At 58.4% G+C, this 26,986-nt stretch carries 26 protein-coding genes; 4 read left to right on the forward strand and 22 right to left on the reverse strand.

Annotation, left to right across the window (positions count from 1 at the left end; all coding sequences use genetic code 11):
• Window positions 1–161: 161 nt before the first annotated feature.
• From ACT3R7_RS14315 to cbiE, 8 genes are all read right to left on the reverse strand, one after another.
• Window positions 162–374: a hypothetical protein gene (locus ACT3R7_RS14315; protein WP_193092531.1), complete on the reverse strand. Its 213-nt coding sequence runs from the start codon at window positions 372–374 to the stop codon at window positions 162–164.
• 7 nt (window positions 375–381) lie between these two features.
• Complete coding sequence (locus ACT3R7_RS14320; RefSeq protein WP_193092532.1) at window positions 382–669, reverse strand: hypothetical protein; 288 nt, start codon at window positions 667–669, stop codon at window positions 382–384.
• A gap of 690 nt (window positions 670–1,359) precedes the next feature.
• On the reverse strand, window positions 1,360–1,800 hold the full coding sequence (locus ACT3R7_RS14325; RefSeq protein WP_193092533.1) for a YtoQ family protein: 441 nt from the start codon (window positions 1,798–1,800) through the stop codon (window positions 1,360–1,362).
• A gap of 79 nt (window positions 1,801–1,879) precedes the next feature.
• Window positions 1,880–2,386: a hypothetical protein gene (locus ACT3R7_RS14330; protein WP_193092534.1), complete on the reverse strand. Its 507-nt coding sequence runs from the start codon at window positions 2,384–2,386 to the stop codon at window positions 1,880–1,882.
• An 80-nt stretch (window positions 2,387–2,466) separates the two neighbouring features.
• The gene (gene cobF / locus ACT3R7_RS14335; RefSeq protein WP_193092535.1) at window positions 2,467–3,231 is read right to left on the reverse strand and encodes a precorrin-6A synthase (deacetylating); all 765 of its coding nucleotides are present in this window, start codon (window positions 3,229–3,231) and stop codon (window positions 2,467–2,469) included.
• Window positions 3,228–4,025: a precorrin-4 C(11)-methyltransferase gene (gene cobM / locus ACT3R7_RS14340; RefSeq protein ID WP_193092536.1), complete on the reverse strand. Its 798-nt coding sequence runs from the start codon at window positions 4,023–4,025 to the stop codon at window positions 3,228–3,230. Before cobM ends, cobF begins: the two co-directional genes overlap by 4 nt.
• Window positions 4,022–4,429, reverse strand: coding sequence for a cobalamin biosynthesis protein (locus ACT3R7_RS14345; RefSeq protein ID WP_193092537.1), 408 nt, complete (start codon window positions 4,427–4,429; stop codon window positions 4,022–4,024). Before ACT3R7_RS14345 ends, cobM begins: the two co-directional genes overlap by 4 nt.
• Window positions 4,426–5,634, reverse strand: a complete 1,209-nt coding sequence (gene cbiE, locus ACT3R7_RS14350) for a precorrin-6y C5,15-methyltransferase (decarboxylating) subunit CbiE (RefSeq protein WP_193092538.1) — start codon at window positions 5,632–5,634, stop codon at window positions 4,426–4,428. The genes ACT3R7_RS14345 and cbiE overlap by 4 nt, the downstream gene beginning before the upstream one ends.
• Between cbiE and ACT3R7_RS14355 the strand changes: the two genes are divergently transcribed.
• Window positions 5,633–6,370, forward strand: a complete 738-nt coding sequence (locus ACT3R7_RS14355) for a cobalt-precorrin-6A reductase (protein WP_193092539.1) — start codon at window positions 5,633–5,635, stop codon at window positions 6,368–6,370. The two genes, cbiE and ACT3R7_RS14355, sit on opposite strands and share 2 nt — an antisense overlap.
• On the opposite strand, the gene cobJ is transcribed toward ACT3R7_RS14355, so the two are convergent.
• Genes cobJ through ACT3R7_RS14400 form a run of 9 tightly spaced genes read right to left on the reverse strand, consistent with a single transcriptional unit; the run spans window position 6,371 to window position 18,303 of the window.
• The gene (gene cobJ / locus ACT3R7_RS14360; protein ID WP_193092540.1) at window positions 6,371–7,120 is read right to left on the reverse strand and encodes a precorrin-3B C(17)-methyltransferase; all 750 of its coding nucleotides are present in this window, start codon (window positions 7,118–7,120) and stop codon (window positions 6,371–6,373) included.
• Window positions 7,117–7,854: a precorrin-2 C(20)-methyltransferase gene (locus ACT3R7_RS14365; RefSeq protein ID WP_496199261.1), complete on the reverse strand. Its 738-nt coding sequence runs from the start codon at window positions 7,852–7,854 to the stop codon at window positions 7,117–7,119. Before ACT3R7_RS14365 ends, cobJ begins: the two co-directional genes overlap by 4 nt.
• Window positions 7,851–8,480: a precorrin-8X methylmutase gene (locus ACT3R7_RS14370; protein ID WP_193092542.1), complete on the reverse strand. Its 630-nt coding sequence runs from the start codon at window positions 8,478–8,480 to the stop codon at window positions 7,851–7,853. Before ACT3R7_RS14370 ends, ACT3R7_RS14365 begins: the two co-directional genes overlap by 4 nt.
• Complete coding sequence (locus ACT3R7_RS14375; protein ID WP_193092543.1) at window positions 8,464–9,639, reverse strand: ferredoxin-like domain-containing protein; 1,176 nt, start codon at window positions 9,637–9,639, stop codon at window positions 8,464–8,466. Before ACT3R7_RS14375 ends, ACT3R7_RS14370 begins: the two co-directional genes overlap by 17 nt.
• Window positions 9,636–13,496 carry a cobaltochelatase subunit CobN gene (gene cobN / locus ACT3R7_RS14380; protein ID WP_193092544.1) on the reverse strand — a complete coding sequence of 1,287 codons (3,861 nt, stop codon included), beginning with the start codon at window positions 13,494–13,496 and terminating at the stop codon, window positions 9,636–9,638. The genes ACT3R7_RS14375 and cobN overlap by 4 nt, the downstream gene beginning before the upstream one ends.
• On the reverse strand, window positions 13,496–14,608 hold the full coding sequence (cobW, locus tag ACT3R7_RS14385) for a cobalamin biosynthesis protein CobW (protein WP_192539342.1): 1,113 nt from the start codon (window positions 14,606–14,608) through the stop codon (window positions 13,496–13,498). The genes cobN and cobW overlap by 1 nt, the downstream gene beginning before the upstream one ends.
• A complete protein-coding gene (locus ACT3R7_RS14390; protein ID WP_193092545.1) occupies window positions 14,595–15,983 on the reverse strand; it encodes a cobyrinic acid a,c-diamide synthase CobB in 1,389 nt (462 codons plus the stop codon). Before ACT3R7_RS14390 ends, cobW begins: the two co-directional genes overlap by 14 nt.
• Complete coding sequence (gene cobO, locus ACT3R7_RS14395) at window positions 15,983–16,576, reverse strand: cob(I)yrinic acid a,c-diamide adenosyltransferase (protein ID WP_192539340.1); 594 nt, start codon at window positions 16,574–16,576, stop codon at window positions 15,983–15,985. The genes ACT3R7_RS14390 and cobO overlap by 1 nt, the downstream gene beginning before the upstream one ends.
• A complete protein-coding gene (locus ACT3R7_RS14400; protein WP_193092546.1) occupies window positions 16,573–18,303 on the reverse strand; it encodes an AAA family ATPase in 1,731 nt (576 codons plus the stop codon). The genes cobO and ACT3R7_RS14400 overlap by 4 nt, the downstream gene beginning before the upstream one ends.
• A 399-nt stretch (window positions 18,304–18,702) precedes the next feature.
• Here ACT3R7_RS14400 and ACT3R7_RS14405 point away from each other — a divergent pair, with 399 nt between their 5' ends.
• From ACT3R7_RS14405 to ACT3R7_RS14415, 3 genes are all read left to right on the forward strand, one after another.
• Window positions 18,703–19,758, forward strand: coding sequence for a FecCD family ABC transporter permease (locus ACT3R7_RS14405; protein WP_193092547.1), 1,056 nt, complete (start codon window positions 18,703–18,705; stop codon window positions 19,756–19,758).
• Window positions 19,755–20,519, forward strand: a complete 765-nt coding sequence (locus tag ACT3R7_RS14410; protein ID WP_193092548.1) for an ABC transporter ATP-binding protein — start codon at window positions 19,755–19,757, stop codon at window positions 20,517–20,519. The genes ACT3R7_RS14405 and ACT3R7_RS14410 overlap by 4 nt, the downstream gene beginning before the upstream one ends.
• Before the next feature lie 80 nt (window positions 20,520–20,599).
• On the forward strand, window positions 20,600–21,487 hold the full coding sequence (locus ACT3R7_RS14415) for an NAD-dependent epimerase/dehydratase family protein (protein WP_018917395.1): 888 nt from the start codon (window positions 20,600–20,602) through the stop codon (window positions 21,485–21,487).
• 183 nt (window positions 21,488–21,670) lie between these two features.
• On the opposite strand, the gene ACT3R7_RS14420 is transcribed toward ACT3R7_RS14415, so the two are convergent.
• The 5 genes from ACT3R7_RS14420 to ACT3R7_RS14440 form a co-directional block, all read right to left on the reverse strand.
• On the reverse strand, window positions 21,671–22,282 hold the full coding sequence (locus ACT3R7_RS14420) for a Yip1 family protein (protein WP_018917396.1): 612 nt from the start codon (window positions 22,280–22,282) through the stop codon (window positions 21,671–21,673).
• A 221-nt stretch (window positions 22,283–22,503) separates the two neighbouring features.
• On the reverse strand, window positions 22,504–23,268 hold the full coding sequence (locus ACT3R7_RS14425; RefSeq protein ID WP_193092549.1) for an ABC transporter ATP-binding protein: 765 nt from the start codon (window positions 23,266–23,268) through the stop codon (window positions 22,504–22,506).
• Window positions 23,268–24,251 (reverse strand): FecCD family ABC transporter permease, encoded by a 984-nt coding sequence (locus ACT3R7_RS14430; protein WP_193092550.1) that lies wholly within the window; start codon window positions 24,249–24,251, stop codon window positions 23,268–23,270. The genes ACT3R7_RS14425 and ACT3R7_RS14430 overlap by 1 nt, the downstream gene beginning before the upstream one ends.
• A complete protein-coding gene (locus ACT3R7_RS14435; protein WP_193092551.1) occupies window positions 24,251–25,174 on the reverse strand; it encodes a cobalamin-binding protein in 924 nt (307 codons plus the stop codon). Before ACT3R7_RS14435 ends, ACT3R7_RS14430 begins: the two co-directional genes overlap by 1 nt.
• Window positions 25,155–26,960, reverse strand: a complete 1,806-nt coding sequence (locus ACT3R7_RS14440) for a TonB-dependent receptor domain-containing protein (RefSeq protein ID WP_193092552.1) — start codon at window positions 26,958–26,960, stop codon at window positions 25,155–25,157. Before ACT3R7_RS14440 ends, ACT3R7_RS14435 begins: the two co-directional genes overlap by 20 nt.
• Window positions 26,961–26,986 lie beyond the last annotated feature (26 nt).

Raw genomic sequence — 26,986 nt, forward strand, 5'->3', positions numbered from 1 at the left:
CTAGATTAATTATAGAATTTCCGTCTGGCATAGTTTCTCCTTTGCTACTTAACGCCCGCTTATGCGGACAAAAATTGTTGGTTATAATGTGGAGCGAAGCGGAACCTAACCAACTGTTTTTGTTCCGTTTAAAGCGCTTGCTATGCGCTATTTACACAGAATTATAGCCTTGAAAACTGCTCAGTTTGTAATTTTTCTTCTGCATCAGCTTTGGATTCTGCTTTGAAGATAGGAGTATGCTCCATATCTCTAGCTTTCAATTTTTGTTTATCGCGTTTGGCTTCTTCATATGTATTAAATGATTCGGAGAGGCATTTAATACCGGGGTTGCTACCATCTAATTCAATAACTCTATATCCATACCAGTGCTTCATATGTCTATTATCCATTTTCTAAACGCCACTCTGCTGCCTCAAGCTCCTGAGGGCCAAATAATTCAATAAACTGCTTATCTAACATAATGTTTTCGATTGTTAAGTCAGCTCTACCAAGTTTTAATAACTCTTTAAATCCGTACTGAAACTCCCCAGATATAACAAACTTCTTTGCCACTTCAACAGGATGTGCCTCCTGAATCATTGTTTCAAACCTAGTAGGAGCATAACCAATCTGATAACACTCTTTGACTGCATTCATAACGGTTGCTTTAAACAAATCTCGACTATTCATGAATAACTCCATTAGGCGCTTAACAGTGATTATATAGCCAGCGGCATAACCTCAATGAACGCTCCAGCACGTTCATTGAGGTTATCTAGCCGCCTAAACCAAATCTACCTCATTGATAATATTACTAGCAAATTAAATTTTGGCCGCCTATCCAAAATTCGCATGACCGCTCGTTTTGCTCTATTCAATCATACTTTATTGGTAAATTTTGCTTAGGTCACGTGGAAATTTGATGGCCATATGCAGCCATAGGATTTGCTGGGGGCTTTGAACCAAGTAGCGTAATCATCGCGCTTAAGCGGGCTCCCACAAAACTGGGCGGGTACGGGTGTGGTGGCTTATCCTGGGCAGCTAGCGCTGCCCTTCGCGGGTGCCTTATTGGCTCGTGCCTCGCCAAACGTTACGCCACGCTACTGGTGATGATTCTTGGGGCGGGGCCTTTCGCGCGCTAAAGCGGGCTCACACAAAACCGGGCGTGGGCTGGTGTGGTGGCTTATCCTGGGCAGCTAGCGCTGCCCTTCGCGGGTGCCTTATTGGCTCGTGCCTCGCCAAACGTTACGCCACGCTACTTATGATGATTCTTGGGGCGGGGCCTTTCGCGCGCTAAAGCGGGCTCCCACAAAACCAGCCTTTAGCAGCCCCAACAAAGAGGGCTGCAGGCCAAGTCGGCCTGCAAAGTGGTGGCTTGCGTTATGCTTTGAGCACGTACTTGAGGGTTTCAACGACCTGCTCGGTGGTGGTGCACCAGGCTTGTGCACCGGCATCCACTTCTTTCAGCGGGTGAACGATATCCTCAGAGTGCAAAGTGATATAGGGCTTGGCGAGTGCGGCGCAGTAGCCTGCATCAAAGGCAGCGTTCCACTGTTTGTACTTGTCGCCGAAGCGCACCACGACTAAATCGCTTTGCTCGATCAGCGTACGGGTGCGGATGGCGTTGACCTTGGAGGATTGGTGGTCGCGCCAGAACTGATTGCTCTGCTCGCCCAAGTGATCGCCTGCGGCGTCACTGGCGTCGTGGTCAGTGACTGGGGCGGTAAACACGATATCCAAGCCTGCGGCTTCTGCGCCACGCTGAATTTCGTCGCGCCAGTCGGTGTGGATCTCGCCGGAAAGGTAGACGTAAAAGCTCATGGGGTACTCCTTTAATTTAAACAAACGATAGCGTGATCTGGTTTTGTCTCAAAAAATTCGCACAGAGGTGCTTATGCTTTTATCCCGGGTTTTTGGCTTGACGCCTCGCTGTATCGACGCGCTCGATGAGTTCGTCGACCACCTGGTTTTCGATCCGGAAGCGCTTGAACGATATTTCACTTAAACCCAGCATGCTGCGGGCCGGTAGGAATGAAAACTCCTGATTTGAACTGCCCTGATCTCTGGGGCTTCGTACCGTTAGCGTCACCCTGTCGGGCGATCTCATAGATTGGTAATTGACGTTTGCCACGTCTTTTAGATAAACCTGCTCGCGGTTTTTCCCGTAAACAAAAATCAGACTATCGCCGTTGTCGTATACACGATCCGCGAGACCGCCCAACATCATTTTAAATATAAACACACCGAAAAAGATCATTAGCGGGGGTATCAGTAGAAATGGGGAAAACGTTTCCGCCGTCAATAGGCTTAGTACGCAACCCAAAGCCACTATCGATAACCATATGATCGGAAAAACGCGGCGGGTGAAAAAGGATGTGCGGGAAATAACACGTAGGTCCTGTTGCATGGTCACGATTCCATCCAGGGCACATGAAGAAATCACTCATTCAATTATTTTATGGAAAAAACTTCCATATTCCTACCGGCTTAGAATAGCGGTTCGCGGGCCAATAGGTAGCAGTCCATAATCCAGCCGTGCGCTTCACGCAGCGCGGCACGGCGTTTAGTAATCTCGTCGCTTACCTCGCTTAGCGTGCCTTTGATCAGGCACTGTTTATCCATGCCCAGGTAGGCGCCCCACCAGATGTAGGTGTCAGCTTGTGGCAGCGTGGTAAACGCCCCGCCGCTGTCGAGCATCACGGCTACCGTCGCGGCGTCGCTTGGCCAGCCGCGTTCGCGCAGGCGGCGGCCGGTGGTGATCTGGATGGGTTCGGCGAGTGCGTTAAGCGGGAGTTTATGCTCGGCGGTGAGCACTTGTAGGCTAGTGATGCCGGGCACAACGTTGACCTCAACCGCACGGCCGCTATCCGTCAGGCGCTTGGCGATGCGTAGGCTGCTGTCATAGAGTGAGGGGTCGCCCCATACCAGCATGCCGACGCGCCCGCCGTTTGGCAGGTGCTTATCCATCAGCTCGGCCCATACGCTGGCAATGGCGTTATGCCATTCGTCTACTGCGCTTAGGTACGCGCACTTGGCATCGCGGGTGGGTAAATCGAACTCGACGATGCGGGTGTTGGTCGCTTCATCAAGCAGCTCTTCGCAGAGTACGCGGCGCAGGTCGATCAGGTCCGATTTCGCTTCGCCCTTGCGGGGGAGCAGAATCACCTCGGCTTCGTTGAGGGCGCGAACCGCCGCGAGTGTTACGTGGTCAACGTTGCCGGTGCCAATGCCGATCAGCGAGAGCGTGATCATGCGCCGCCCTCTTCATCGCTACTGGCAAACGGCGAATCGGCGGACTGGGGGCGAAAGCGGCGGTCGTAGCCTACCGCGTACAGGCTGCTTTCCTGGAAGTCTTCGGATTCGAGTACCGGCCCTACCAGAATCAGCGCCGTGCGCTGAAGCGTGTTATTGATCAGGGATTCCACCGTGGATAAGCGCCCGCGCACCACGTGCTCGTCCGGCCAGCTGGCCCGCCATACAATCGCTACCGGGCACGCTTCGCCGTAATGGGGCGTCAGGCTTTCCACCACCTGGGCCAGATTGTGGATGGAGAGGTGAATAGCAAGCGTGGCGCCGGTGCGGGCAAAGTTGGCCAGCGTTTCATCTTCTGGCATGGCACTGGCCCGGCCCGGCGTGCGGGTCAGCACCACGGATTGCGCCACGCCGGGTAGCGTTAGCTCCTGGCCGAGCGTTGCCGCCGCAGCGGCGAAGGAAGGCACGCCGGGGGTCACGCTGTAGGGAATATCAAGCTCTCGCAGGCGGCGCAGCTGTTCGCCCATCGCGGACCATACCGAGAGATCGCCGGAGTGCAGCCGGGCCACATCACAACCTTCCGTGTGAGCGGCCTGGATTTCCTGCATGATTTCATCGAGTGACAGCGGCGCGGTGTTGATGATGCGCGCGCCTTCCGGGCAGTGCTCGAGGATTTGCTCGGGCACCAGTGAACCTGCATACAGGCATACCGGGCAGGCGGCAATTAAATCGCGACCGCGCAGCGTCAAAAGATCCGGCGCGCCGGGGCCTGCGCCAATAAAATGAACCTTCATAATCCAACTCCTTGCGCCGCTGTGGTGGCCACCGCGGCCGTGGCCTTTCTATCGTTTGAAACTGTCCGTAGGCCTAAAAGCCGTGCCCCGCTGCCCGCGGCCAGCAGCGCCACGGCTTCGGCCACACTGCCGGTGCCTTTTTCGCGCAGGCTGTAGGCGGAGTGGGTCAGCGTGGTAACGCTTGCCAGCGCTGTATCCGCGACACCCATTACCGGGATGTGGCGGGCGCTACCCAGCGCTTCAACCAGTGGCAGCATGCTATGCGCCGCGGCCAACTGGTCGATAGGGCCGTACTCGGCAATCAACTGATCCAGCGCCTGTTCCAGTGATTCAAGCGTTGCCTGCTGGCGAAAGCCGAACCCGGCGACTTTAAGCGCCTGCCTAGCCACTGTTTGCTGAATCATCGAACACCACGCCACTGCACAATCGGGTAGCTGGATTTCCAGCCCCGGCGCGTGCCCATGGGGGCGGCGTGGGCCAGCTCCAGGCGCAGCAGTTCGCCGCCGGCCTGTTGCTGCCAGTGCGCCAGCAGGGCTTCGGATTCCAGGGTGACCGCGTTGGCTACTACTCGCGTGCCGCGGGGCAGCACCTGCCATAAAGTATCCAGCAGTTTCTGAGAAAGCCCACCGCCGATAAACACCGCATCGGGCAACGGCGCATTCTCGAGCACCTCCGGGGCGCGGCCTTCGTTTACTTCCAGCCAATCGACCCCCAGGTTGTCGGCGTTGCGCCGCGCCCGGGCGGCGCGCTCTGGGTGCTGCTCGAAGCCGATGGCCTGGTTATCCGGGTGGGCCAGCAGCCACTCAATGGCGATGGAGCCAGAGCCTGCGCCAATATCCCACAGCCGCTCCCCAGACCTGGGGGCCAGTGCGCAAAGCGTCAGGCTGCGCACGGCCTGCTTGGTGATCTGCCCGTCGTGCTCAAAAAAGCTATCGGCAAGGCCGGGCGTTGAGGGGATCGCGGGGCCATTACCGGCAACTTCAATACCTACCGCCACCGGGTGGGCGATATCCTCGGGTAGCGCGTCATCCATGCGCAGCGTGCGGATGCGCTCATCCACGCCGCCCAAGGCTTCCAGCACGTTTAGCTGAGAATCCGCAAAGCCGAATGTTTTTATCAGCGCGGCCAATTCAGCCACGGCGGCGCCATCACGCAACAGCACCAGCAAGTGCCGGCCGCCTTGCAGGTAGGGCCGAATGCGGGTGAGCGGTTTGGCGTGCAGGCCCAGGCAGGTGCAGCGCTCAAGCGGCCAGCCTAAGCGGGCCGCCGCCAGGCTAAAGGTCGAGGGCGATGGCACGGCGACCCATTCGCTGGCGTCTACGTGGCGCGCCAGGCTGGTGCCCGCCCCGAACCAGAACGGATCATTGGATACCAGCATGACCACCCGGCGGCCGCGCTCGTTGAGTAGTGCGGGGATGCCATCAAGAAACGGCACTGGCCACTCGCGAATATCCGCGTTTAACGGGGGAAGCAGGCGCAGATGACGGCGGGCGCCAAACACGATCTCGGCACGCTCAAGCTGCTCGCGGCTTGCCGCTGTCAGGCCCGCTGTGCCACTCTCCCCCCACCCTAACAGTGTGAGCCACGGAGCCTTGTTAACCTCAGCCATGATAAACGTCCTGATTCTTGGGGGTACGAGTGAGGCCAGCGCCTTGGCCAGTGCTTTTAGCCAGCACAACATTCCAGCCATTTTCAGCTATGCAGGCCGGGTCAAAACGCCTAAGGCGCAACCGCTGCCCACCCGCGTGGGCGGTTTCGGCGGCGCCGACGGTTTGGCGGCGTTTATCACCCAACAGCGCATCACCCATATTATTGATGCAACCCACCCGTTTGCCACGCAGATGAGCCGTAACGTGTTGGCCGCCGCCCAGCAGACCGGCGTACCGGCAATTGCCCTGACGCGCCCGGCCTGGGTGCCCACCACTCACGCTAACTGGCAACACGTGGCGAGTATCGAAGAGGCGGTTAGCGCCCTCGAAGGCCCGCCCCAGCGCGTGCTGCTCGCGATTGGCCGCATGCACCTGGCCGCGTTTGTCGCGCAGCCTCAACACCACTATGTGCTGCGTTTGGTCGACCAGCCAACCGCCCCGCCGCCGCTTGCCCACTTTACCACCACGGTGGATAGAGGCCCGTTCACGCTGGAAGGCGATTTAGCGCTACTCAAAACCCAACGTATCGAACGCATCGTGTGCAAAAACGCTGGTGGCGAAGGTGCCGTTTCAAAACTTGATGCCGCTCGCGCGCTTGGCGTGCCGGTCATCATGATTGACCGCCCGGCACTGCCCGCTCGCCATGAAGTGCATAGCGTTGATGAGGTGCTTGCCTGGCTTAATGATCGTTCCTGATCAAAGCGCTGAGCGCGGCGTATACACCAGCGGCTCGCCGTCTCGCTCGATCAGCCGGGTTTGCCGGGAGCCAACAATCACCAGCGTGCGCATATCGGCCATATCCGGCGTGGCGTCTTTTAAGGCTGTTACGCGGATTGATTCGTCAGGCATTGAAACCGCGCGGGCGAAGATGATTAACCGTTCAGGCTCACACGCCTCTCGCAGCACGTCCAGGGTGCGCTCAAACCCTACCGGGCGCGATTTTGAGCGCGGGTTATAAAACGCCATCGCAAAATCGGCTTCAACGGCCAAACGCAGGCGCTTTTCGATAAGCGCCCAAGGCTTCAAGTTGTCAGATAAATTGATGCAGCAGAAATCATGCCCCAGCGGTGCACCCGCACGGGCGCTGGCCGCCAGCATCGCGGAAATACCCGGCAGCACCTGAATATCCAGCCCACGCCACGCGGCATCGCCCGCTTCCAGCGCTTCAAATACCGCCGAGGCCATGGCGAATACGCCGGGGTCGCCAGAGGAAACCACCACGACTCGGTGGCCTTCAAGCGCCAGCTGTAGCGCCTGCTCGGCACGGCGAATCTCTTCGCGGTTGTCTGAGCCGTGGCGGGTCAGGCCATAGCGCGGTGCTACTCGGTTCACGTAGGGTACGTAGCCCACCACGTCCGTGGCGTCACTAAGCGCGGCCGTTACCTCAGGGGTAATCATCGCATCCGCGCCCGGCCCCAGGCCGACAATTTTTAGCCAGCCGCTCATGGGCGCCTCCCGTTGCCGTGAATCAGCACAATCGAGAAGTAAGGCACGCTCTCGCCAACGTCTACCAACGGCAACACGCGCTGCTGCTCCATGGCGGCGTATTCGATCAGCCAAGCCTGGTCTTCCCGGCCCGCCTGTTTAAGCGCTCGGCGCAGCTTGTGAAGATTGCGCCCAATCTTCATGACCACCAGCGCGTCGGTATCGGCGATATGTTGGGTGAGCGTTTCTTCCGGCAGCGTGCCCATCAGCACGGTCAGAATATCGTCGCCCCAGGTAATCGGCTGCCCGGTCGCCGTCCAGGCGGCGGACATACCGGTAATTCCCGGCACTACCGACACCGGCACCTGATTCAGCAACCGCGTGTAGAGGTGCATAAACGAGCCGTAGAAGAACGGGTCGCCTTCACAGAGCACCACCACGTTGCAACCGGCGCTGGCTATCTCGATCAGTTGGGCCACGCACCGCGAGTAAAACGCCGAGAGCAGTGCGTTGTACTGCGGGTCGTCGAAAGGGATCTCTGTGGTGACCGGGTACTCCATGGGAAGCTCAATAGTGCCTGATGCCAACAGGCCTTCAACAATGCTGCGCGCATGGCCACGGCGGCCCTTTTTGCGAAAATAAGCGATATGCGTGGCGCCGCGAATCAGCCGGTCGGCGCGCACGCTCATCAAGTCATGGCTGCCCGGCCCCAGGCCAACGCCGTAAACCGTGCCCTGTGTTGATGCCTGAGTCATTCGACGCGATCCGCCATGGCGTTAATGGCCGCGACCGTTACCGCACTGCCGCCCAGGCGGCCACGTACGATGCAGCTTGGAATTTCAGGTGTTGCCCACAGCGCTTCCTTGGATTCGGCGGCGCCTACAAAGCCTACCGGGCAGCCGATTACTACCGCCGGGCGTGGGCAGCTCGGGTCTTCCAGCATGTTCAAAAGATGAAACAGCGCGGTGGGTGCGTTACCAATGGCCACCACGGCGCCTTCCAGATGCGGGCGCCATAGTTCCAGCGCTGCGGCCGAACGGGTGTTAGCCATCTCCTGGGCGAGGTGTGGCGTGCGCTCATCGTTCAGGGTGCAAATAATCTCGTTATTGGCTGGCAGCCGCTTGCGGGTGATGCCTTCAGACACCATGCGTGCATCGCAAAGAATCGGCGCGCCGCGTTCGAGTGCTGAACGCGCTTTATTGACCGCGTCATTTTGAAAGTGAATATGCGCGGCCAACTCGACAAGCCCGGCGGCGTGAATCATGCGCACGGCAACGGTCTCTTCCTCGGCAGAAAAGCGCGCAAGGTCGGCCTCGCTGCGGATAATCGCGAAGGATTCCCGGTAAATTGCCGGGCCGCTTGTTTCATACGTATAGGGCACCCAAACTCTCCAAATATTCGACGGCCTCAGTCTCGGTGAGGCCTGTCTTAACGGGCGTGCTCTGCGCATCACCCTTAACAATAAGATTAAATCGGCCTGCCTGACCGACCAGGCACACATCGGCCGATGAACGGCGGGCGCACCCCTTGGCGCAGCCGGATATATGAACGCTATGTCTTTTCACGTCGTGCGCTAATCGTTTAGCAAGCGGCTGGGTAGCAACGCTTGCCTGGGCACAGTAAGGCGCGCCGGGGCAGGCATCCATCAATAAGCGCGTGTCCCGATTGTCGCTGATAAATCCTTCAACCGGCCCGCTTGCGCCCTTGACCCATAAACGTCGCCACGGCGTTACCCGCACATGGCTCACCGCCGCAGGCGTTACAGACGCCCGCAATGCAGCAGCGGCTGCGCGGCCAAACGGCAGCCCGTAAACCATGCCCGCTTGATACTTGCCAAGCGCCAACGCCGCGCCCTGCGTTGCATTCTCAATGGCAGAAGCACTCGCGGGGCGCATTTTAGCAGGTGACCACGCGGGAAGCGGCACTTTATGCCGCTGCATCCGCCCGGCGTCATTTCCGCCGCTTTCCACAAACCAGTGCGTCAAGCGTATTAAATGCTCAATGGCCGCCTCAATAGAGCCCACCGGTGTACCGCAGGCATGGCCTTCGGCGCGCACTATCAGCCCGCCGTCGATTGAGCGCTCAACTCGAAAATCAGCGGCGGTATCTCCCAATACCGCTAATTCACCTGTATCAATGGCAATACCGACTTTGCTGGGCATCGCGGCCAGTTCGCTGCCTCGCAGCTGTAATAAGCAGGCAAGTTGATGCGTGTCATCGCCCGCCTGCCAACTGGGCGCCAGCAGGCACTGGGGCTGCTGCTCGGTGGCGGGGTCCGCACTGACCAATTCGTGTGCGACCAAAAAATCCATTAGCGGCGGCCATGTGGTTTCCGAGACGCCGCGCAGCTGAATATTGGCGCGGCTGGTTAACTCAATTAACCCGTTGCCATAGGTTTCTGCGGCATCGCACAGCGCGAGCATCTGCGCTTTGGAAAGCTGGCCGAGCGGTGGGCGCACGCGCACTAACCAGCCATCGCCGGTTTCCATGGGCTGCCAGGCGCCGGGGCACCAGCCTTTGACCAGCGGACTAGTGCTCATAAACTGGCGGTTTCCCTGGCTTCGTCCATTTCCAGCAGCAGGTCTTTAAGCGCGTCGCCGTGCTCGCCGGGTTCTTGCCACATGCCGCGCTGAGCGGCTTCCAGCAACCGCTCGGCCATCTCTTCAAGGGCTGCTGGGTTATGCTCACGTAAAAACTGCTGGTTGGCCTCATCCAGCACCAGCGCTTCACTCACCTGGGCGTACTGGTAATCCGCCACCAAATCCGTGGTGGCGTCGTAAGCAAACAGGTAGTCGACCGTGGCGGCCATCTCAAACGCGCCCTTGTAGCCGTGTTCGCGCATGGCGTTGATCCATTTTGGGTTCAACACGCGCGAGCGAATGACCCGGGCAAGTTCCTCTTTGAGCGTGCGAATTTTGGGCACGGCGGGGTTGGCGTGGTCGGCGTGATAGATCTCCGGCGCTTGGCCGGCAAGCGCACGGGTCGCGTTGGCCATGCCGCCCTGAAAGGCGTAGTAGCTGTTGGAGTCGAGAATATCGTGCTCGCGGTTATCCTGATTCTGCATCACCGCATCCAGCCCTTTGATCTGCTGCTCAAAGGCGCCGCGCGCGGCGGTGCCGGAATCCGCAAACTGCCCGTAAGCGTAGGCGCCGGTGCCCAGGTAGGCCTCGGCCAAGTCATCGGCATCGCCCCAGCTACGGTTTTCAATCAGCCGGTTCAGGCCTGCCCCATACTCGCCGGGCTTGCTGCCAAAAATACGGTAGCTCGCTTCCTGGGCAGCCATTTCGGCACTTAACCCTTGGGCTTCAAGGGCGTGCTGGCGCTCAAGCACGGCTGCGCGAATGGTGTTGCTATCGCCTGGTTCTGCATAGCTGGCAACCGCTTGCACGGCGGCATCAAACAGGCGAATCACGTTGGGAAAAGCATCGCGAAAAAATCCGGATACGCGCAGCGTGACATCTACCCGTGGGCGATTAAGCAGCATCGAAGGGATTACTTCAAAATCAATCACCCGCTGAGAACCCAATGACCACTTGGGCCGCACACCCATCAGCGCAAAGGCCTGGGCGATATCGTCGCCGCCGGTGCGCATGGTGGCGGTCCCCCAAATGGAAAGCCCCAAGCGGCGTGGATAGTCGCCGTGATCCTGCAGATAGCGTTCGACAAACGCCTGGGCGGACTTTTCACCCAGCGTCCAGGCGGCGGGCGATGGGATCGAGCGGTTATCCACGCTGAAAAAGTTGCGCCCGGTGGGCAGCGTATCCAACCGCCCCCGGCTCGGCGCACCGCTCGGCCCGGCGGGTACGAAAATTCCCTCAAGCCCATCCAGCAGCGAGCCAATCTCCATCTTTACGCCCTGCTGCATGGCGGCCCACAGCTGCTCGCGGGCAAATTTAAGCTGCTCGACCGTGGCGGGATACACCTGGGCAAGCGCGGCCAAATCCCCTTGGGCCAGCACATAGTCGGCCACCAGCTCTTCACCAAGCAGCTCCAGCCGCTCGCGAGTATCGGCGCCGGTTCGCCAGGCAGTGGTTAGTTTGCCTGCCAGCACAGCCGGTTTAGGACCAAGCCAAGGCTCGCTGCCCGCCGCCAGCGGGTCGAAGTCTTCCCCCAGCGCCAGGTCAGCAGCCAGATTGTGCAGCAAGCCACGGCTTGCCACCGCTTCACCACGCGGCAGCCTTAACAGGGCTACCAGCGTAGCCGCCCGTTTCTCCTCGGGCGGAAGCATGCCCAGTATATGCAGGCCGTGGCGAATCTGAGCTTCCTTGATATCGCACAAAAAGGTGTCCAGCTCGTTGAGAATTTCGCTGTCACAACTGCTGTTCACTGCGTGGGCAAGCTCCTGGTCGATGCCGGTTGCCCGCAGATGCAAAAGTATCTGCTCGCGAATCAGCGCTTCGCGACGCGGGTCCATGTCCAGCGCCTGATAATACTCATCAGTCAGCGCTTCAAGCTCGGCCATGGGGCCGTAAAGTTCAGCGCGCGCCAGTGGCGGCATCAAGTGATCAATAATCACCGCCTGGCTTCTGCGCTTGGCCTGGGCGCCTTCGCCGGGGTCATTGACAATAAACGGATAAAAGTGCGGCATCGGCCCGAGCGCGATATCCGGCCAGCATTCGGCGCTTAGCGCGGTGCTTTTACCCGGCAGCCACTCAAGATTACCGTGCTTGCCCACATGAATAACCGCCTCGACCTGATAGTGCTCGCGCAGCCAGAGGTAAAACGCCAGGTAGCTATGCGGCGGCGCCAGCTCCATATCGTGGTAGGACTGGGTCAGGTCATCAATAAAGTCACGCTCCGGCTGAATACCCACAAAGGTTTCGCCCAAGCGGATACCCGAAATCATCAACCGCCCCTGGCGGCATTTGGGGTCATCTTGCGGCGCGCCCCAGCGGGTCCATATCGTTTTCTGAAGCGCGGCAGGCAGGGTTTGAAACCAGGCCAGATAATCCTCAACGCTGATACTTTGCCAGCAGGCACGCTGATCCAGACTGTCATGATCGTTAGTAACCGCGCCCTGGAGCAGGCGAATCAGCGCATCGCCGTTTTCCGGCAATTCGCTTAGCGGATAACCGGCACCTTTCAGGGCATTTAAAATGTGCAGCGTAGAGGCCGGTGTATCCAGCCCCACGCCGTTACCGATACGCCCATCGCGGTTGGGGTAGTTGGCCATAATCAGCGCGACGCGCTTTTGGCTATTGGGCGTTTGGCGCAGCGCGCAAAACCGCCGGGCCAGCTTGGCGACAAAGGCAGCGCGTTCTGGGTGCAGCGTGTGGTGCGTCACCGACAGCTGGGCGCGCGCGTTATAGTGCGCTTCGGCTTTAAACCCAACGGCGCGGGTGATAATCCGCCCGTCCATTTCGGGTAGCACTACCTGCATGGCAACATCCCGGCTATGCAGGCCTGCGGCCATGCCCTGCCAGTCATCCAAAGTGCTGCTGGCGAGTATCGCCTGAAGTACGACGGGCCGCCCGACAAAAAGGCTTTCATGAAGATTACTGCCCAGTTCATCTGCGGCAGTGGCGTCATCGGCGGTACGGTTTACTGAAAAGCTGGTGGTATTGACCACTAGCATGGCGCCGGTTTGCTCAATGAGGTGATTGGCAAACGCGATGCAGGGGCCTTCTTTTAAAGAGGCCACCGCGACGGCTAACGGCTCAAGCCCTTCGGCTTTCAGCGCGTCGATCATGCCGTCGAGCACAGCGGTATTCGCACCCTGCAGGTGGCTTCTATAAAATAGCAACAGGCACACCGGGCGCTCTGCAATACGCTGATCACGCCACTCGCTTAGGCTGACCGCCTGCTGACCGTTGGCCTGGGGTGCGTAAATCACCGCTGCCGGAATCACTTTAGGCTCTTGCCACGCATACTCATGCGCCAAGTACTCATGTGTTAGACACTCGTGCGCCAGGCATTCGCTTCCGATAAAGCGCAGCAGCTGCTCGGCGTTGTCCACACCGCCTTCGCGTAAATAGCGCCACACGCGGTAGGCATCGTCGAAGGCTATGCTTGAGTCTTCAAGCAAAGCATCGTCCGGGGCGTCGCAGCCGGGCACCAGTATCAGCTGGCGCTCAGGCCTGGCAGCCGCCCAGGCCAGAAGCCGCTCGTAGCCGTACTGCCAATAGCCCTTTCCGCCCAGCAGTGACACCACCACCAAGCGGGCTTTTTCCAGCACACGGTCTTCGTAAAGATCAAACGCCGCCGGTTTTACCAGGTTCATCCAGTTCGCCAGCCGCACCGAGGGGTAGTCATCGCCCAGGCGATCAACCGCCTGGGCCAACGCCGACAAGTTACTGTCAGCGGCGGACATAATCACAACCTCGGCAGGGCTTTGCTGCAGATCGATGATGCCTTCATCATCAATAAAGCCCCCCGGTTTGGCGGCGAAAAGATGCATTAGGCGCTTACCGACGTCTCAGCGCTGGCCAGCGCCTTATGAATTTCATCGCTGTTCAGCGTTTTGCCGATAATCACCAGCTGGGTTTGGCGCGCCTCGTCCTGGCGCCACAAACGGTCAAAATAACCGTCCAGGCGCTCGCCAACGGCCTGAATAACTCGGCGCATGGGCTTACCGGGAATGGCCGCAAAGCCCTTGGCGCGATAGATCTCTTGGGTTTTCAGCAGATGTTGAAGCCTGGCCGCCAGCTCATCGCCATCGACTTCGCCCAGCGTAATCACGCAGGAATCAAAGTTATCGTGGGCGTGATCGTGGTGGGCGCCTTCGGCATGGTGCTTGTCGTGATGGTTGGTAATCTTGTCGATATGCTCTTCACTGGCCGCACCAATGCCCATCAGGGCTTCCAGCTGGGCCGTGTCAGTCGCTAGCGTTTGATCGATAAACAGCGTTTTGACCGATGCGGGCACCCGCGCCTGTACCAGCGCTTCAACCCGGGCTTTTTCGTCGGCGTTCAGCAGGTCGGTTTTACTGACCAGCACTAAATCCGCCGCGCTTAGCTGGTCATCCAGCAGTTCGCGCAGGCTGGGGTCGTGGTCCAGGCTGTCATCGGCCAGCCGCTGGGCGGCAACCTTTTCTTCGTCGTTGGCAAACCGGCCAGCGGCTACGGCAGGCCCGTCGATCACGGTGATAATGGCATCCACGGTGCAGTGCTGGCGGACTTCCGGCCAGTTAAACGCCTGTACCAGCGGCTTGGGCAAGGCCAGCCCGCTGGTTTCGATCAGGATGTGGTCGATATCATCACGCCGCGCCACCAGCTTTTTCATCACCGGCAAAAACTCTTCTTCTACCGTGCAGCAGATGCAGCCATTGGCCAGCTCGTAAATACTGCCGTCTTCACCGGCGTCGACTTGCTCGCCCTCTTCAGCTCCGTCTTCACAACCTAGCGCACAGCTACGCAGCAGGCTTGAGTCGATATCCTGCTCGCCAAACTCATTGACGATCACGGCAATCCGCTTGCCGGTAATCTGGCGCAGAATATTGGCCAGCAACGTGGTCTTGCCGCTACCTAGAAAGCCGGTCACAACCGTGGCGGGAATTTTATTTAACTGCATGTGAGGATTCCTTAATGTGGGGGCTTGCGGCCGTGGCTTGCGCTGAATCGTTGCCAAAACCGTGGCTAAACAGACGCGCCACTGCGGCAGGATTATTCGGAAAAAAAAGATGTAAGTACGTCGCCGTTAAGCGACCGGCACGGTAGATCGGCTCGCCGGGCGCTGGGTGGCGCTGGCGGCGCCCGTAAGCAATCGGTTCAGGCGTTTGCTCGGCCATTGAGCGATGGTGGGCATGGCCGCGAACCGGCCCTTCGGGTAGCTCGGCGGTCTGCATGCCTTGGCAGCCGCGACGCCCGCGCATGGCACCGTGCCCCGGCAGTAAGCCGAGCATGGGGTGAGTGTTCTCAGCATAGTCGGTTAGCGTTTCCAAGCTATACAGCATGCCACCACACTCGGCGAGGATGGGTTTGCCCGCGCTAAAGAAGCCTTTAATGGCATCGCGCATGGCGGTGTTCGCCGCAAGCGCCTGCGCGTGAAGCTCCGGGTAGCCGCCGGGTAGCCAAAGGGCATCGCACTCAGGCAGTTCGGCATCGCTCAGTGGTGAGAAAAAGCGCACCTGCGCACCCATCTGCGCCAGCAGGTCCAGGTTGGCCTGATAGATAAAGCTGAACGCCGCATCGCGGGCCACGCCTATCGTCTGCCCAGCCAGTGCCTGCGGCACAGCAGGAAGCGCCTCAGTAGAAGCACTAAAGCTGACCGGCGAAAGCGTGGCGAGCGCGTCCAGCAGCCCTGCGGCTTCCAGCGCCTGCGCCGCGGCTTCAAAGCGAATTTCCAGATCGTCGCGAATCTCTTCCGCCTGCACCAGGCCCAGATGACGCTCGGGAAGTGCCAGCTCAGGGTCACGCGGTACGGCAGCTAAAAAAGGAATGGCTGCGGGCAGCGCGCCTTCAATCAGCTCACGGTGGCGCTGGGAGCCGCAGTTATTGGCAATCAGCCCAGCAATTTGAATATCGTCACGAAAGCCAGCCAGCCCCGTTACCAGCGCAGCGGCGGTTTGGGCCATGCCTTTGACATCCATCACGATGGCCATGGGAATACCGAACAGCGCGGCTAAATCGGCACTGGAAGGCTCGCCGTCAAACATTCCCATAGCGCCTTCCACCAGAATCAAATCGGCTTCAACAGCGGCTTCATAAAAGCGTTGGCGACAGTAGGCTTTGCCTGCCATCCATAAATCAAGCTGATCAACCGGTTGGCCAGAGGCCTGGGCGAGTATTTGCGGGTCCAAGTAGTCCGGTCCGGTTTTAAATACCCGCACCACTTTGCCCTGGTTGCGCAGCAGCCGCGCAAGCCCCGCGGTTACCGTGGTTTTACCCTGGCCTGAGGCGGGTGCCGAGATAAACAGCGCGGGGCAGCTGGCAGAAGGTGTACTCATCAGTACTCGATCCCCGCCTGAGCTTTGACGCCGCCGCGAAACGCGTGGCGCTCATCCTGCACGGTGCTGATGGTGTCGGCAATTTCCTGAAGTGGCTGTGCCATGGTGCGCCCGGTAATAATCACATTCTGATGCGCTGGGCGGCGTTTGAGTGCCTCTACCACCGGCACCGGGTCCAGGTAGCCGTACTTGAACATGTAGCTCATTTCGTCCAGCACGATGATGTTGTAGGCCGGGTCTTCCAACAGGCCCTTGGCGATTTCCCAGGCAGTTTCGGCGGCTTGAATATCGCGCTCGCGGTCCTGGGTTTCCCAGGTAAAGCCCTGGCCCATGATGTGCCAGTCAAGCCTTGGGTGGTCACGAAAGAACAGGTATTCACCGGTTTCGCGCCGCCCTTTAATAAACTGAATGACCGCGCCTTTCTGACCATGCCCCAGCGAGCGCGCCAGCGTACCGAGCGCCGAGCTGCTTTTACCCTTGCCGTTGCCTTTGAGCAGGATTAATACCCCGCGCTCTTCAGTGGCGCGGCTGATGCGCTCATCGACCACCTCTTTTTTGCGCTGCATGCGGTTTTGGTGATTGCTATCGCTCATGCTGACTCCTGGGTGGGCAGTGCCCAATACAAGGCGCCCAGCTGCTGGGCAAGGCGTGTCGCCTGGCCACGTTTTACAAATGAGTGTTCGGTATCCATCACTACACAATCGCCAAGCGTTGGCAGGTCTGCAACGGACTCGCGGGTGCGCCCGTCGGTGATCAAGTAGGTACGTATATGTAGGCCGGGTTCGCGGCGCTGCCACTGACGAATCAACTTTCCTGCCTCCTCAACCGCTTTACGCAGCGGCGTGCCGCCCCCGCCATCGGCACTGTTCAGCGTCGCCTCTAGGCTTTTGGGCGCACGCTGGCGGGTGAGTAGCGGTGTCACCGTATTGTTGCCAAACCCCAGCACGGCCAGCTGCTCGCGAGCGCTGTACGCCTGGCGGGTCAGGCTATCCACCCAGCCCTTGGCCTGGCCCAACAGGCGCTTACCCAGCGTCGAGCCGGAGGTGTCCAGCAGTACCAGGTGCAGCACTGGCTGCCCGGTGCGCGCTTTGCGATCACGCAACTGTCGCCAGGGCCACTGACCACGATTGGCGATCAGCGTGGCGAACCAGTCGGGGCGAGAGGTAGACGAAGGTGGTTTATTAGCTCGCCCCTGGCCCAACTCGGTGCCCTTACGCGTACCGCCAAGTGAAAGCAGCGGCTTAGCCGCAGGCCGGTTGATGGGTGTAAGCGCAGGGAGATTCAGCAGTTGGCTATCCAGCATGTTCTGCGCGATGGGCGGCATGGCGCCCCACTGCCCCTGCTCGCCTGAATGTCCACCGGCAGACGACTGACCGCCAGAAGGCTTTTCATTTGGCGTGGACGAAGGTGGTGGAGAAGACGGCGGCGTTGATGGTGGTGTGGAAGATTCATGCGTACGCCGATGGGCCAATACCCAGGGCTCAACGGTATCCACATCGTCCTGAATGATTGTATCGCCTCCCCGCCAAGCGGCATGGGCCTGGGCGGCGCGGTGCCAGGTAACATCGGCACGCAGGCCTTCGACGCCGGCTTCTTCACAGCGGTTGGCGATGTGTGCGTAAACCCATTCAGGTGCGCTCACGGCTGCTAGCACATCTCTCGCCTGCTCGATACGTTCACGCAGGGCTGACTGCTCAGCGGCGAAGTCGGCGATAAAGCGTTCGGGGTCGCGATCAAAAGCATCGCGCTGCTGCACGATGGCGATGCGCTCTTCGATACGGATGGAGGCCGGCTGTTCCAGGCAGAGGCCAAACCGGTCGAGCAACTGCGGGCGCAGTTCGCCTTCATCCGGGTTCATGGTGCCAATCAGGCTAAAACGTGCCGCGTGGGAGTGACTAATACCGTCGCGTTCAACGATATTGACCCCACTTGCGGCTACATCCAGCAGCAGGTCGACTAGGGTATCGGCGAGCAGATTGACTTCATCAACGTACAAAACGCCGCCATGCGCTTTGGCCAACAGCCCTTCATGAAAGGTGGCTTCGCGCTCGTTCAATACCTTTTGAAGGTCCAGGCTGCCGGTCAGGCGATCTTCGCTGGCGCCTAGCGGCAGGGTCACAAACGGCGACTTGCCGCCCTTGTCAGATTCGGGCAGCAGTGCCGCCAACGCGCGGGCAAGGGTTGATTTTGCGCTGCCTCGCGGGCCGCTAATCAGCACCCCGCCAATGCGCGGGTTGATCACATTTAAAAGCAGCGCTTTCTTAAGCGCTGCCTGGCCGACGACGGCGGTAAAGGGAAACTCAACCACAGGCATCACCATGGGCAGAAGGAACATTAACTTGATTTAACAAGAAGATATTGAACGATTAGCGCCAGAAATGCGCTTAAAGCACTTATTTTTCAAGCGGGTAAAACTAATACATTAAGCGACGCATGGACACTGCAAGACACGTGAAAGTTATTCATCACTGACAAGAGAATATCGATAGAGCCAAGAGCTGATAAAATCTCTACAATAACCGCGCATTATAGAGGATGGCATCAGGGTGTAGCCACCTCCCCGCTTGAGCAAGTCATCAATCGCAAAGGTTTTTCGTGCTTTATCATCACGTCTTCGGCAGTCTGTCGAGTTTTATATCCATCGGCACCCGGAACACCATCCCATGAAGCCTTTCCCCGCTCTACCTGCTACCTCTTTTATGCTATGAAAGCGGTTACCATGCAAAGTACACAAGCGCCGCGCGCTCAGGCGCACTGGCTCTGGCTTGCCCCTTTGGTATTGCTGGTAGCGCTGCTCGCCGGTACGGCGATTGGTGAAACCTCGATTCCTGTGGATACAATTCTTAAAGTATTGGCCAATCATCTGCTGGGCGCTAACTACGCGGTTGATCGCATTGACGCGGGTATTATCTGGAACTACCGCTTAAGCCGCGCCATTATGGCTGCGTGCTGCGGCACCGCGCTGGCCCTGGCGGGTGTAGTGCTCCAGGCGTTACTGCGCAATCCCCTGGCCGACCCGTACTTGATGGGTATATCGGCAGGCGCCTCGACCGGTGCCGTGGCCGTCACGGTGGCGGGGCTTGGCGCGGGTGCTTTAACGCTATCCGCGGGGGCATTTGCCGGTGCTGGCCTCGCGTTTGGTTTGGTGGTACTGCTTGCCCATGCAGCCAGTAGCGGTACCGGCGGCGGGCGTAGCACTCAGGCGGCCGGGGCCATTATTCTAGCGGGCATCGCAGGCTCTCAACTGTTTAACGCGCTCACCGCCTTCATCATTACCAAGTCGGCCAGTGCCGAACAAGCCCGCGGCATCATGTTTTGGCTTTTGGGCAACCTTTCTGGGGTGCGCTGGAGCGATGTGGCAATCGCCTTTCCTGCCGCCCTGGGCGGCTTGTTGATTTGCCTTTGGCACCGCCGCGCGCTGGATGCCTTTACCTTCGGCGCCGACAGCGCGGCGTCCATGGGTATCGCCGTTCGCCCAACGCGGGGGCTTTTAATTATTGCGGTAGCGCTGGTGACAGCCATTATGGTGTCGATGGTCGGCGCTATTGGCTTTGTGGGCTTGGTAATTCCCCATGCCATGCGTTTTATCGTGGGTACCCAACATACGCGTTTGGTGCCCGCTTCGGCACTTGCTGGCGCCGTGTTTTTGATTGGCTCAGATATTCTTTCGCGCATTCTGGTGCCCGGCCAGGTACTGCCGATTGGGGTGATTACCTCGTTGATTGGCGCGCCGGCCTTTGCGTTGATTCTTGTGCGCGGCACGAGGAACCGATGAAATTAACTGCACAACAGCTGGGCTGGAGCGTACATGGGCGCACGCTGTTAGAAGACGTTTGTCTTGATGTAGCGCCCGGCCAGACCTTCGGCCTGATTGGCCCGAACGGCTCCGGTAAAACTACGCTATTACGCCTGTTGGCAGGTTTGAACAAACCTAAAAAGGGCCACGTTCGTATCGACGGCCAGCCCATCGCAAAAATGCGCCAGCGACATATCGCCCAATCAGTCGCGCTGGTTGAACAGCAGGCGGAGACTACCGACAGGATTCACGTGCGCCAAGTCGTGGCATTGGGCAGAACGCCGTTCCTTTCGGCGCTTCGCCCTTGGTCAGCTCAGGATGACGCCATTGTGGATCAGGCGCTGAATGATGTGGATATGGCGCACATGGCGGACCGCCTCTGGCATACCCTTTCCGGCGGCGAGCGCCAGCGCGTGCATATTGCCCGGGCACTTGCCCAGCAACCCAAAATCCTGCTGTTGGACGAGCCCACCAACCACCTGGATATTCGTCATCAGCTGTCGATTCTTGAGCTGGTCAGGCAGCTGCCCATCACCGTGGTAATTTCCCTGCACGACCTTAACCAGGCCATGGAGTGCGACCGCATTGGCGTGATGGACGGTGGACGCCTGATCGCCAGCGGCCAGCCACATGACGTGCTAACCGCCCAGTGCTTACAAGAGACGTTCGGCGTGTATGCCCATGTGCTAGATGATCCAGTTGATGGCAAGCGGTTCATGCGTTTTAGAAGCGCGGTTTAAACGCTTTTCGGCGGTGTAACGCTTTCTTTGCTAAGGTGTGGGTCCTTGTAACGAACTCTTACAATAAACAGGAACTCCACATGCGTATTTTGTTTACCGGTGGTAGCGGCAAGGCTGGCCGTCATGCGACCGCGTATTTGCGCGACCAGGGTCACAGCATCACCAATCTGGACTGGGTAGCGTCCGATGTGCCGGGCATCACCACGCTGAAGGTAGATCTGACCGACGCGGGCCAAGTGTTCAATGCGTGCCAAGCTTACGCCACTTTTGATGAGCTGGAGCCGGGCACTGGAATGCCACGCTACGACGCCATCGTTCACTTTGCCGCTATCCCCGCCATTCTGCACCGCCCGGATAACGAAACCTACCGTATCAACACGCTAAGCACCTACCATATTCTGGATGCTGCCACCCGGCTGGGCATCCCCAAGATAATCTTTGCCTCCAGCGAAACCACCTACGGCATCTGCTTTGCCGATGGCGAGAAGCTGCCAGACTACCTGCCTATCGATGAAGAACACCCCACTGTGCCGCAAGACAGCTACGCCATGAGCAAGGTAGTCAACGAAGTAACCGCGCGATCGTTTCAAGCGCGCTCAGGCATCGACATTTACGCCCTGCGTATCAATAACGTGATCGAGCCTCATGAATACCGCCAGAACTTCCCAGCGTATATGGATAACCCGGCGCTGCGCCGACGCAACATCTTCGCCTATATCGATGCCCGCGACCTGGGGCAGATGGTCGACTGCTGTCTGAAAACGGATGGTTTGGGTTACGAGGTGTTTAACGTCGCCAATGAGGATCTATCGGTAGGGCTTACCAATGCCCAGGTGATTGAGCGCTTCTATCCTGGCGTACCTGTACAGCACGCAATGGGAGAATATGAGACGTTCTACAGTATCGACAAAGCGCGGCGCCTGGTGGGTTTCGAACCGCGTCACTCTTGGCGAGCTGAGCTGGAGTAGTAAATCAACACGTCTTACTTTCTTGTCTTACTTTCTTATCTCACTATCTCGCCTCACTATCTCAGAAAAGGATTCCCTGTAAGATTCCTGATCAGTGCATGAGGACTACGCGCTTGGCAATATGCCTCGTGCGTAGTGCTGCTGACTGCACCTCCGGGGCCATCTATCTTGCTATCTATTTTGCTATCGTAAGAACCGCCACACCACGCTGTGTTCAGATCCCATGCTCCATAGCAGCACAACGATCGCAAGCAGCACTTCTAATACCAGCACGCCGATGCATAGCGTCGCGGTTGACATGATAAAGCCACGCTTATGGCTGATACCCAGGAAACTGGGCGTTCCCTTGTAGAGCAGGTAAGCGCTGTAAAGTAGGCCAATCACTATGCCCAACATGCAAAACCAGAAAACCGGATAAAGCGCAAAAACACCGCTCAGAAACATCGGCGTGGCAATGTATCCCGCGAAAATAATACAGTCGCGGCGGCTAGGACGGCTCTCCAGCTTGCGGGCTAGCCAGTAAATCACATTGCCGACCAAACCAACGGCCACTAACATCAGCGCATAGAACGCAACACCTAGCGCCAGGCCATTGGTAATAGAGACCTTATAGGTATCGATACCGCCATAGGTCCAACCCAGACGGGTTGTGCCGATTAGCGCACAGACCACAGGTATAGCCGCCAGAATAAGCACATGATGGGCATAGAGATGGCTGACGGACTCATGCTCGTCGCTGATTTTATGCCACTCTACGTCAGGATGATGGAGGAGCCCCCAAACATGGTGGATCATAACGACCTCCCGCTAATGCAATGGCATTGTTATTGGGATCAGCTGTTGGGATCGGGTGTTAAAATCAGGTGATGATCAGTCGGATCGACAATCAAAGCTCAGGCCCATATTTAGTGTAGATCACAAGGCCTATTTATGGCGCATAATGGCCACTGTTCAATAAAGATATTTACCTTCACCACTATTCCCCCTCACGCGATTAGCGACAGCGTTGATATGCTTTATATCGGCACAAATACCGGCGCACCATTGACCTCAACGACCGTGAGCCGCTGACGGTAGAGCGCTTCGAGCGTACCGGCGGTTAGCAGCCTTTCGCGAGGGCCCCACTTGGCCTCCCCATTAGGGTACAGAAGCAGTATCTGGTCGCACCAGCGGGCGGCTAAATTAAGATCATGCAGGCACATCACCACACTTTTGCCGCTTGCCGCCTGCTCGGCCATTAACGCCATGACGGCACTTTGGTGATGAAGGTCCAAGTGATTGGTCGGCTCATCGGCAAGCCAGATAGCGGGAGCTTGAGTAAGAACCGTGGCCAGAGCAACGCGCTGGCGCTCGCCCCCGGAAAGCGTATTAACCAGTCGCTCGCGTAAGGGAGCGATATCTAGCCGGGCCAACGCCTGAGCTGCAAGCGCGTAGTCAGCGTTACTTTCCCGCTGCCAGGCGGAAAGAAACGGATGGCGGCCAATCAGCGCCGTTTCCATCACCGTAGCCGGAAAGCTATCCATTCGCTCCTGAAACACGACCCCTAACGTTTGCGCGACCTGGCGGCGACGTAGGCTGGCAAGCGGTGCTTCGTCAAGGTGAACGCTCCCGGAGCGTGGCGCGCGCAGCCCAGCCAGACTATGCAGTAAGGTAGTTTTACCCGCCCCGTTAGGGCCTAGCACACCCCACACCTGCCCTGGTTGAATGGTCAAATTCAGCGGTGTGCCGCCTGGGCGGTTAGGCACATCGATCACCAACTGCTGAGTGGTCAATATGCTCATTAGCGGCTCCGGTGGAGCAGAAATAAAAACGTGGGCACGCCCAAAAGCGCGGTAATCACCCCAACCGGCAGCTGTTCAGGGGCAATCATGGTACGCGCCAAGGTATCGGCCAACACCAGCAACGTACCGCCTGCCAGCGCGCAGGCGGGTAGAATAAGCCGCTGGTCGTTACCTAATAGCAAACGCAGCATATGCGGCACCACGAGCCCCACAAACCCAATGCTGCCTGCGGTGGTGACCGCCGCTGCCGTCAGCAGGCTGGCAAGAACATAAATCCCCCACTCCAGCGGGCGTACGTTAACGCCCAACGCGGCGGCCTGGGGTGCGCCACGGGCCAGCACGTTGAGACTTCGCCCCAAAGGCACCAGCAGCAGACATACTGTCAGCAGCAGTAAAAGTGGCGGCCAAGGAGTGCGTGCATAGGAAAGATCGCCCATCAGCCAATACAGCATGCCCGGCAGACGCTCGGCAGGGCTCATCGCCAGCATCAACGTAATCACAGCCCCCCAACCTGAAGCGACTACCACCCCGGTTAACAGCAACCTTGCAGGGCTCCAGCCGCCACGGCCATGCGCTAAACCAAATACCAATAACGTTGAAAACAGCGCGCCTATAAATGCCGCCCCCGATACCAGGAAACCGCCCAGACCCACCAGCATGGCTGCCAGCGCGCCAATAGAGGCTCCGCCGGAAAGCCCCAGCACGTAAGGGTCGGCCAAAGGGTTGCGCAGCAGTACTTGCATCAGCGCCCCGGCTACCGCCAGCAAGCCGCCGACTGCAAACGCAGAAAGCGCCCGGGGCAAACGCAACTCCCACACCAGCGTACTGGCTAAAAGCTCGCCCTGCCCCTGGGCAACTGCCCACAGTTGAGCAACTGAGAGGGAGGCGCTGCCGATACTCACGGCAAACAGCAAAGCGATTAGCGCGGCAAGGACAAGCACTCCCAAGGGCGCACTTAGGCTGCCTTGCGCTACTTTCCTCATTACCGCGCCCCACGCATTCGGCGAACGCTATCCAGCTGGTCACACAGAATTTTGGCACCTTGTACCATGCGCGGCGTCGGGCGCTGAATAAGCGAAGGCGGTACAAAGAACAGATGGTTATTGACCACCGCCGTAAGGTACGGATACTGCTCCCAGTGGGCTAGCCAGTGGCGGTTTTCTTCACCCATTCCACCGGCCACGATAGCTTCAGGATTGGCTGCCAGCACGGCCTCATCATCAAGGCGTGGAACTAAACGTGACTGTTCTCCCACCACGTTAAACCCGCCGCACAGCTGAATGACCTGGCCAATAAGATGCTGGTCATTAACGCTCATAACCGGCTCGTCCCACACCTGGTAAAACGTACTGACCGGCTCACGGTGTTCATATTGATTTTCAAGCGCTACCATCTGGCGCCGAAAACCATCAGCGACACTTTGCCCGGCGGCTTCGGTACCGGCCAACCGCGCGATGCGCTCAATCGTGCTGGCCACGCCCTCAATTGTGCGGGGCTCAATATAAAAGACCGATAGGCCTAACGCTTCCAGCGTTTCCAACTGCTCGGCTGGATTGCCCGTGACCCAGCCAACGACCAGGTCAGGGGCAAGGCTTACCAGCGCCTCAAGATCAATACGGGTATGGCTGCCCACTGAGGCAACCTGCTTTGCCTCGGGCGGATAATCGCTAAAGGAGACCACCGCCACCACCTGTTCACCCGCACCGGCGGCGTAGGTAAGCTCAGTGGCGCCAGGCGACAGCGTGGCGATGCGCCGGGCAGGATTGTACAGGCAGACTTCGCGGTCGCGATCATCCACCACGCAGCGCGCATGGTGATTCGCTTGCGCCATACCCACAGGCATTACTAGCACGAGGGCCAGCGCCGTTCGCGCCAATTTATGCACTTTATTGACCAAAATGAACACTCAGAAAACCTGCCCGTCCCGCATTTAAATAGTCCGCGCCGTCAAAGGAGCGTGTGGTCACGTAATCCTGGCCCATAACGTTCTCTAATGTAAGGCGAGCACTCCACAATGGAGCAAACTGCCAGCCGGCGCGCAGATTGACCAGCCCATAACCACTTAGCCGATCCTGGTTTTGTGCATCACGATAGCGGTGGTTTTGGGCGACCCACGAACCGCCCAGCGACCACTTACCTAATTCGCGGTCGATATCCAGACGTACGCTTTGCGTAGCGCGATTCTGCAGCCGATTGCCTGTTAAGCGGTTCTCAGGATCGGTGTAGGTCAACGCGGCAGCCAGTATCCAATCATTTAGCTCAACGCCACTGGCAAGCTCTGCCCCCCGAATCCGTGACGAAGGTACGTTAGACTGAACGCCCTGCCCCGCAATCAGATTATCAATATCCGTTTGATAGAGAGCGGCATCCCAAAACCACTGCGCATACTGGCCACGAACACCCACTTCAACGGTTTCAGAGGTTTCAGACTCAAGGTCCGGATTACCAAACCCCGGGTAGTAAAGCTGGTTATACGTCGGCGCGTTAAACGCCGTGCCATAGCTGGCCCGCAGGGTATGGTTGTTATCCAGCGCGTAGCCTGCTGCCAGGCTGCCGGTGACTTCATCGCCGTAGGCTTCATTATCATCAAAGCGTAAGCTGGCTTGCAGGGTTAACGGTGAAAAGTCCAGCAGCGCCTGGGTGAATACGGCTTTATTGCTGCGGCTGGTTTCATCGTATTCAATAGTACTGTCAACCTTATCCTCGCTGTATTCAGCGCCTGCGATCAGCTCGTGAGCCCCCGCGGTAACAATATTTTCCCAGCGCGCAGTGCTAATCTTGGTGTTGAATACCGAGTCGCCAAAGCTTGCATAGTCATCGCTCTCATCGCGGGACTCACTCAGCGTGAGGCGGCTGTGCCAGTTGTTCTTGATCGGCAACTCGCCATAAATACCGGCTACTTGTTGAACAAAGTCGTTTTCACCGCCATCGTATTCGTTATTACCCCGAGCGCGTAGCGCAAGGGCACCCACCTCAGCGCCATTTTCAAACGTATGCGAAACCCGCGCCAACGCAGAGGTATTGTCGTAGCCTTTATCTTCGCCATCGCGACGAACCGGCTGGCCATCGGTAGTCAAGTGGCTGCCCGCAAAGCTGTAGCGGGTACCGCCTTCGCGACCGCTGATTCCCGCGCTTACTCGCTGAGTATTGAACGAACCACCGCCTATCGAAAACCTCGGCTGCGGCCCCGCTTCGCTCGCTTGGGGCGTAAATAACTGCACTACCCCGCCAATCGCATCGGCACCGTACAGGCTACCCCGTGGTCCGCGCACGATTTCAGCGCGCTCAAACATACGCGGGTCAAGATACGACCAGGCAGCCCCGCCGCTGGTGGCTGAACGTAAACGAATACCGTCAATCAACAGCACATTTTGGCCGCTTCCAGTACCGCGAATATACACGCTGCTGTTTTTTCCAAAGCTGCCGTTAGAGCTTACATCCACCCCCGGCTGGCCACGAAACAGATCGGTAATGCTCACCGGGTCTTGGCGGCGCAGCGTGGCTTCATCCAATACGGTAACCGAGGAAAGGCTGTCATTGGCCGTACGCGGCGCCAGCGCGGCAGTAACCACTACCGGGTTAAGAGTGCTTTGCAAACCAGCTTGAGCGCTTGGCAGGTCACTCTGAGCAACGACCACGGGAGATACAACCAACGCAGCAAGCGCGGCAGAAACAGGAAGATAGTTAGGCATGAGGAGGTACCTTGCGCGCTGTGCCA

Origin of the sequence: Halomonas sp. AOP43-A1-21 (assembly GCF_052376775.1) — a bacterium.
Classification (GTDB): Bacteria; Pseudomonadota; Gammaproteobacteria; order Pseudomonadales; family Halomonadaceae; genus Vreelandella; species Vreelandella colorata.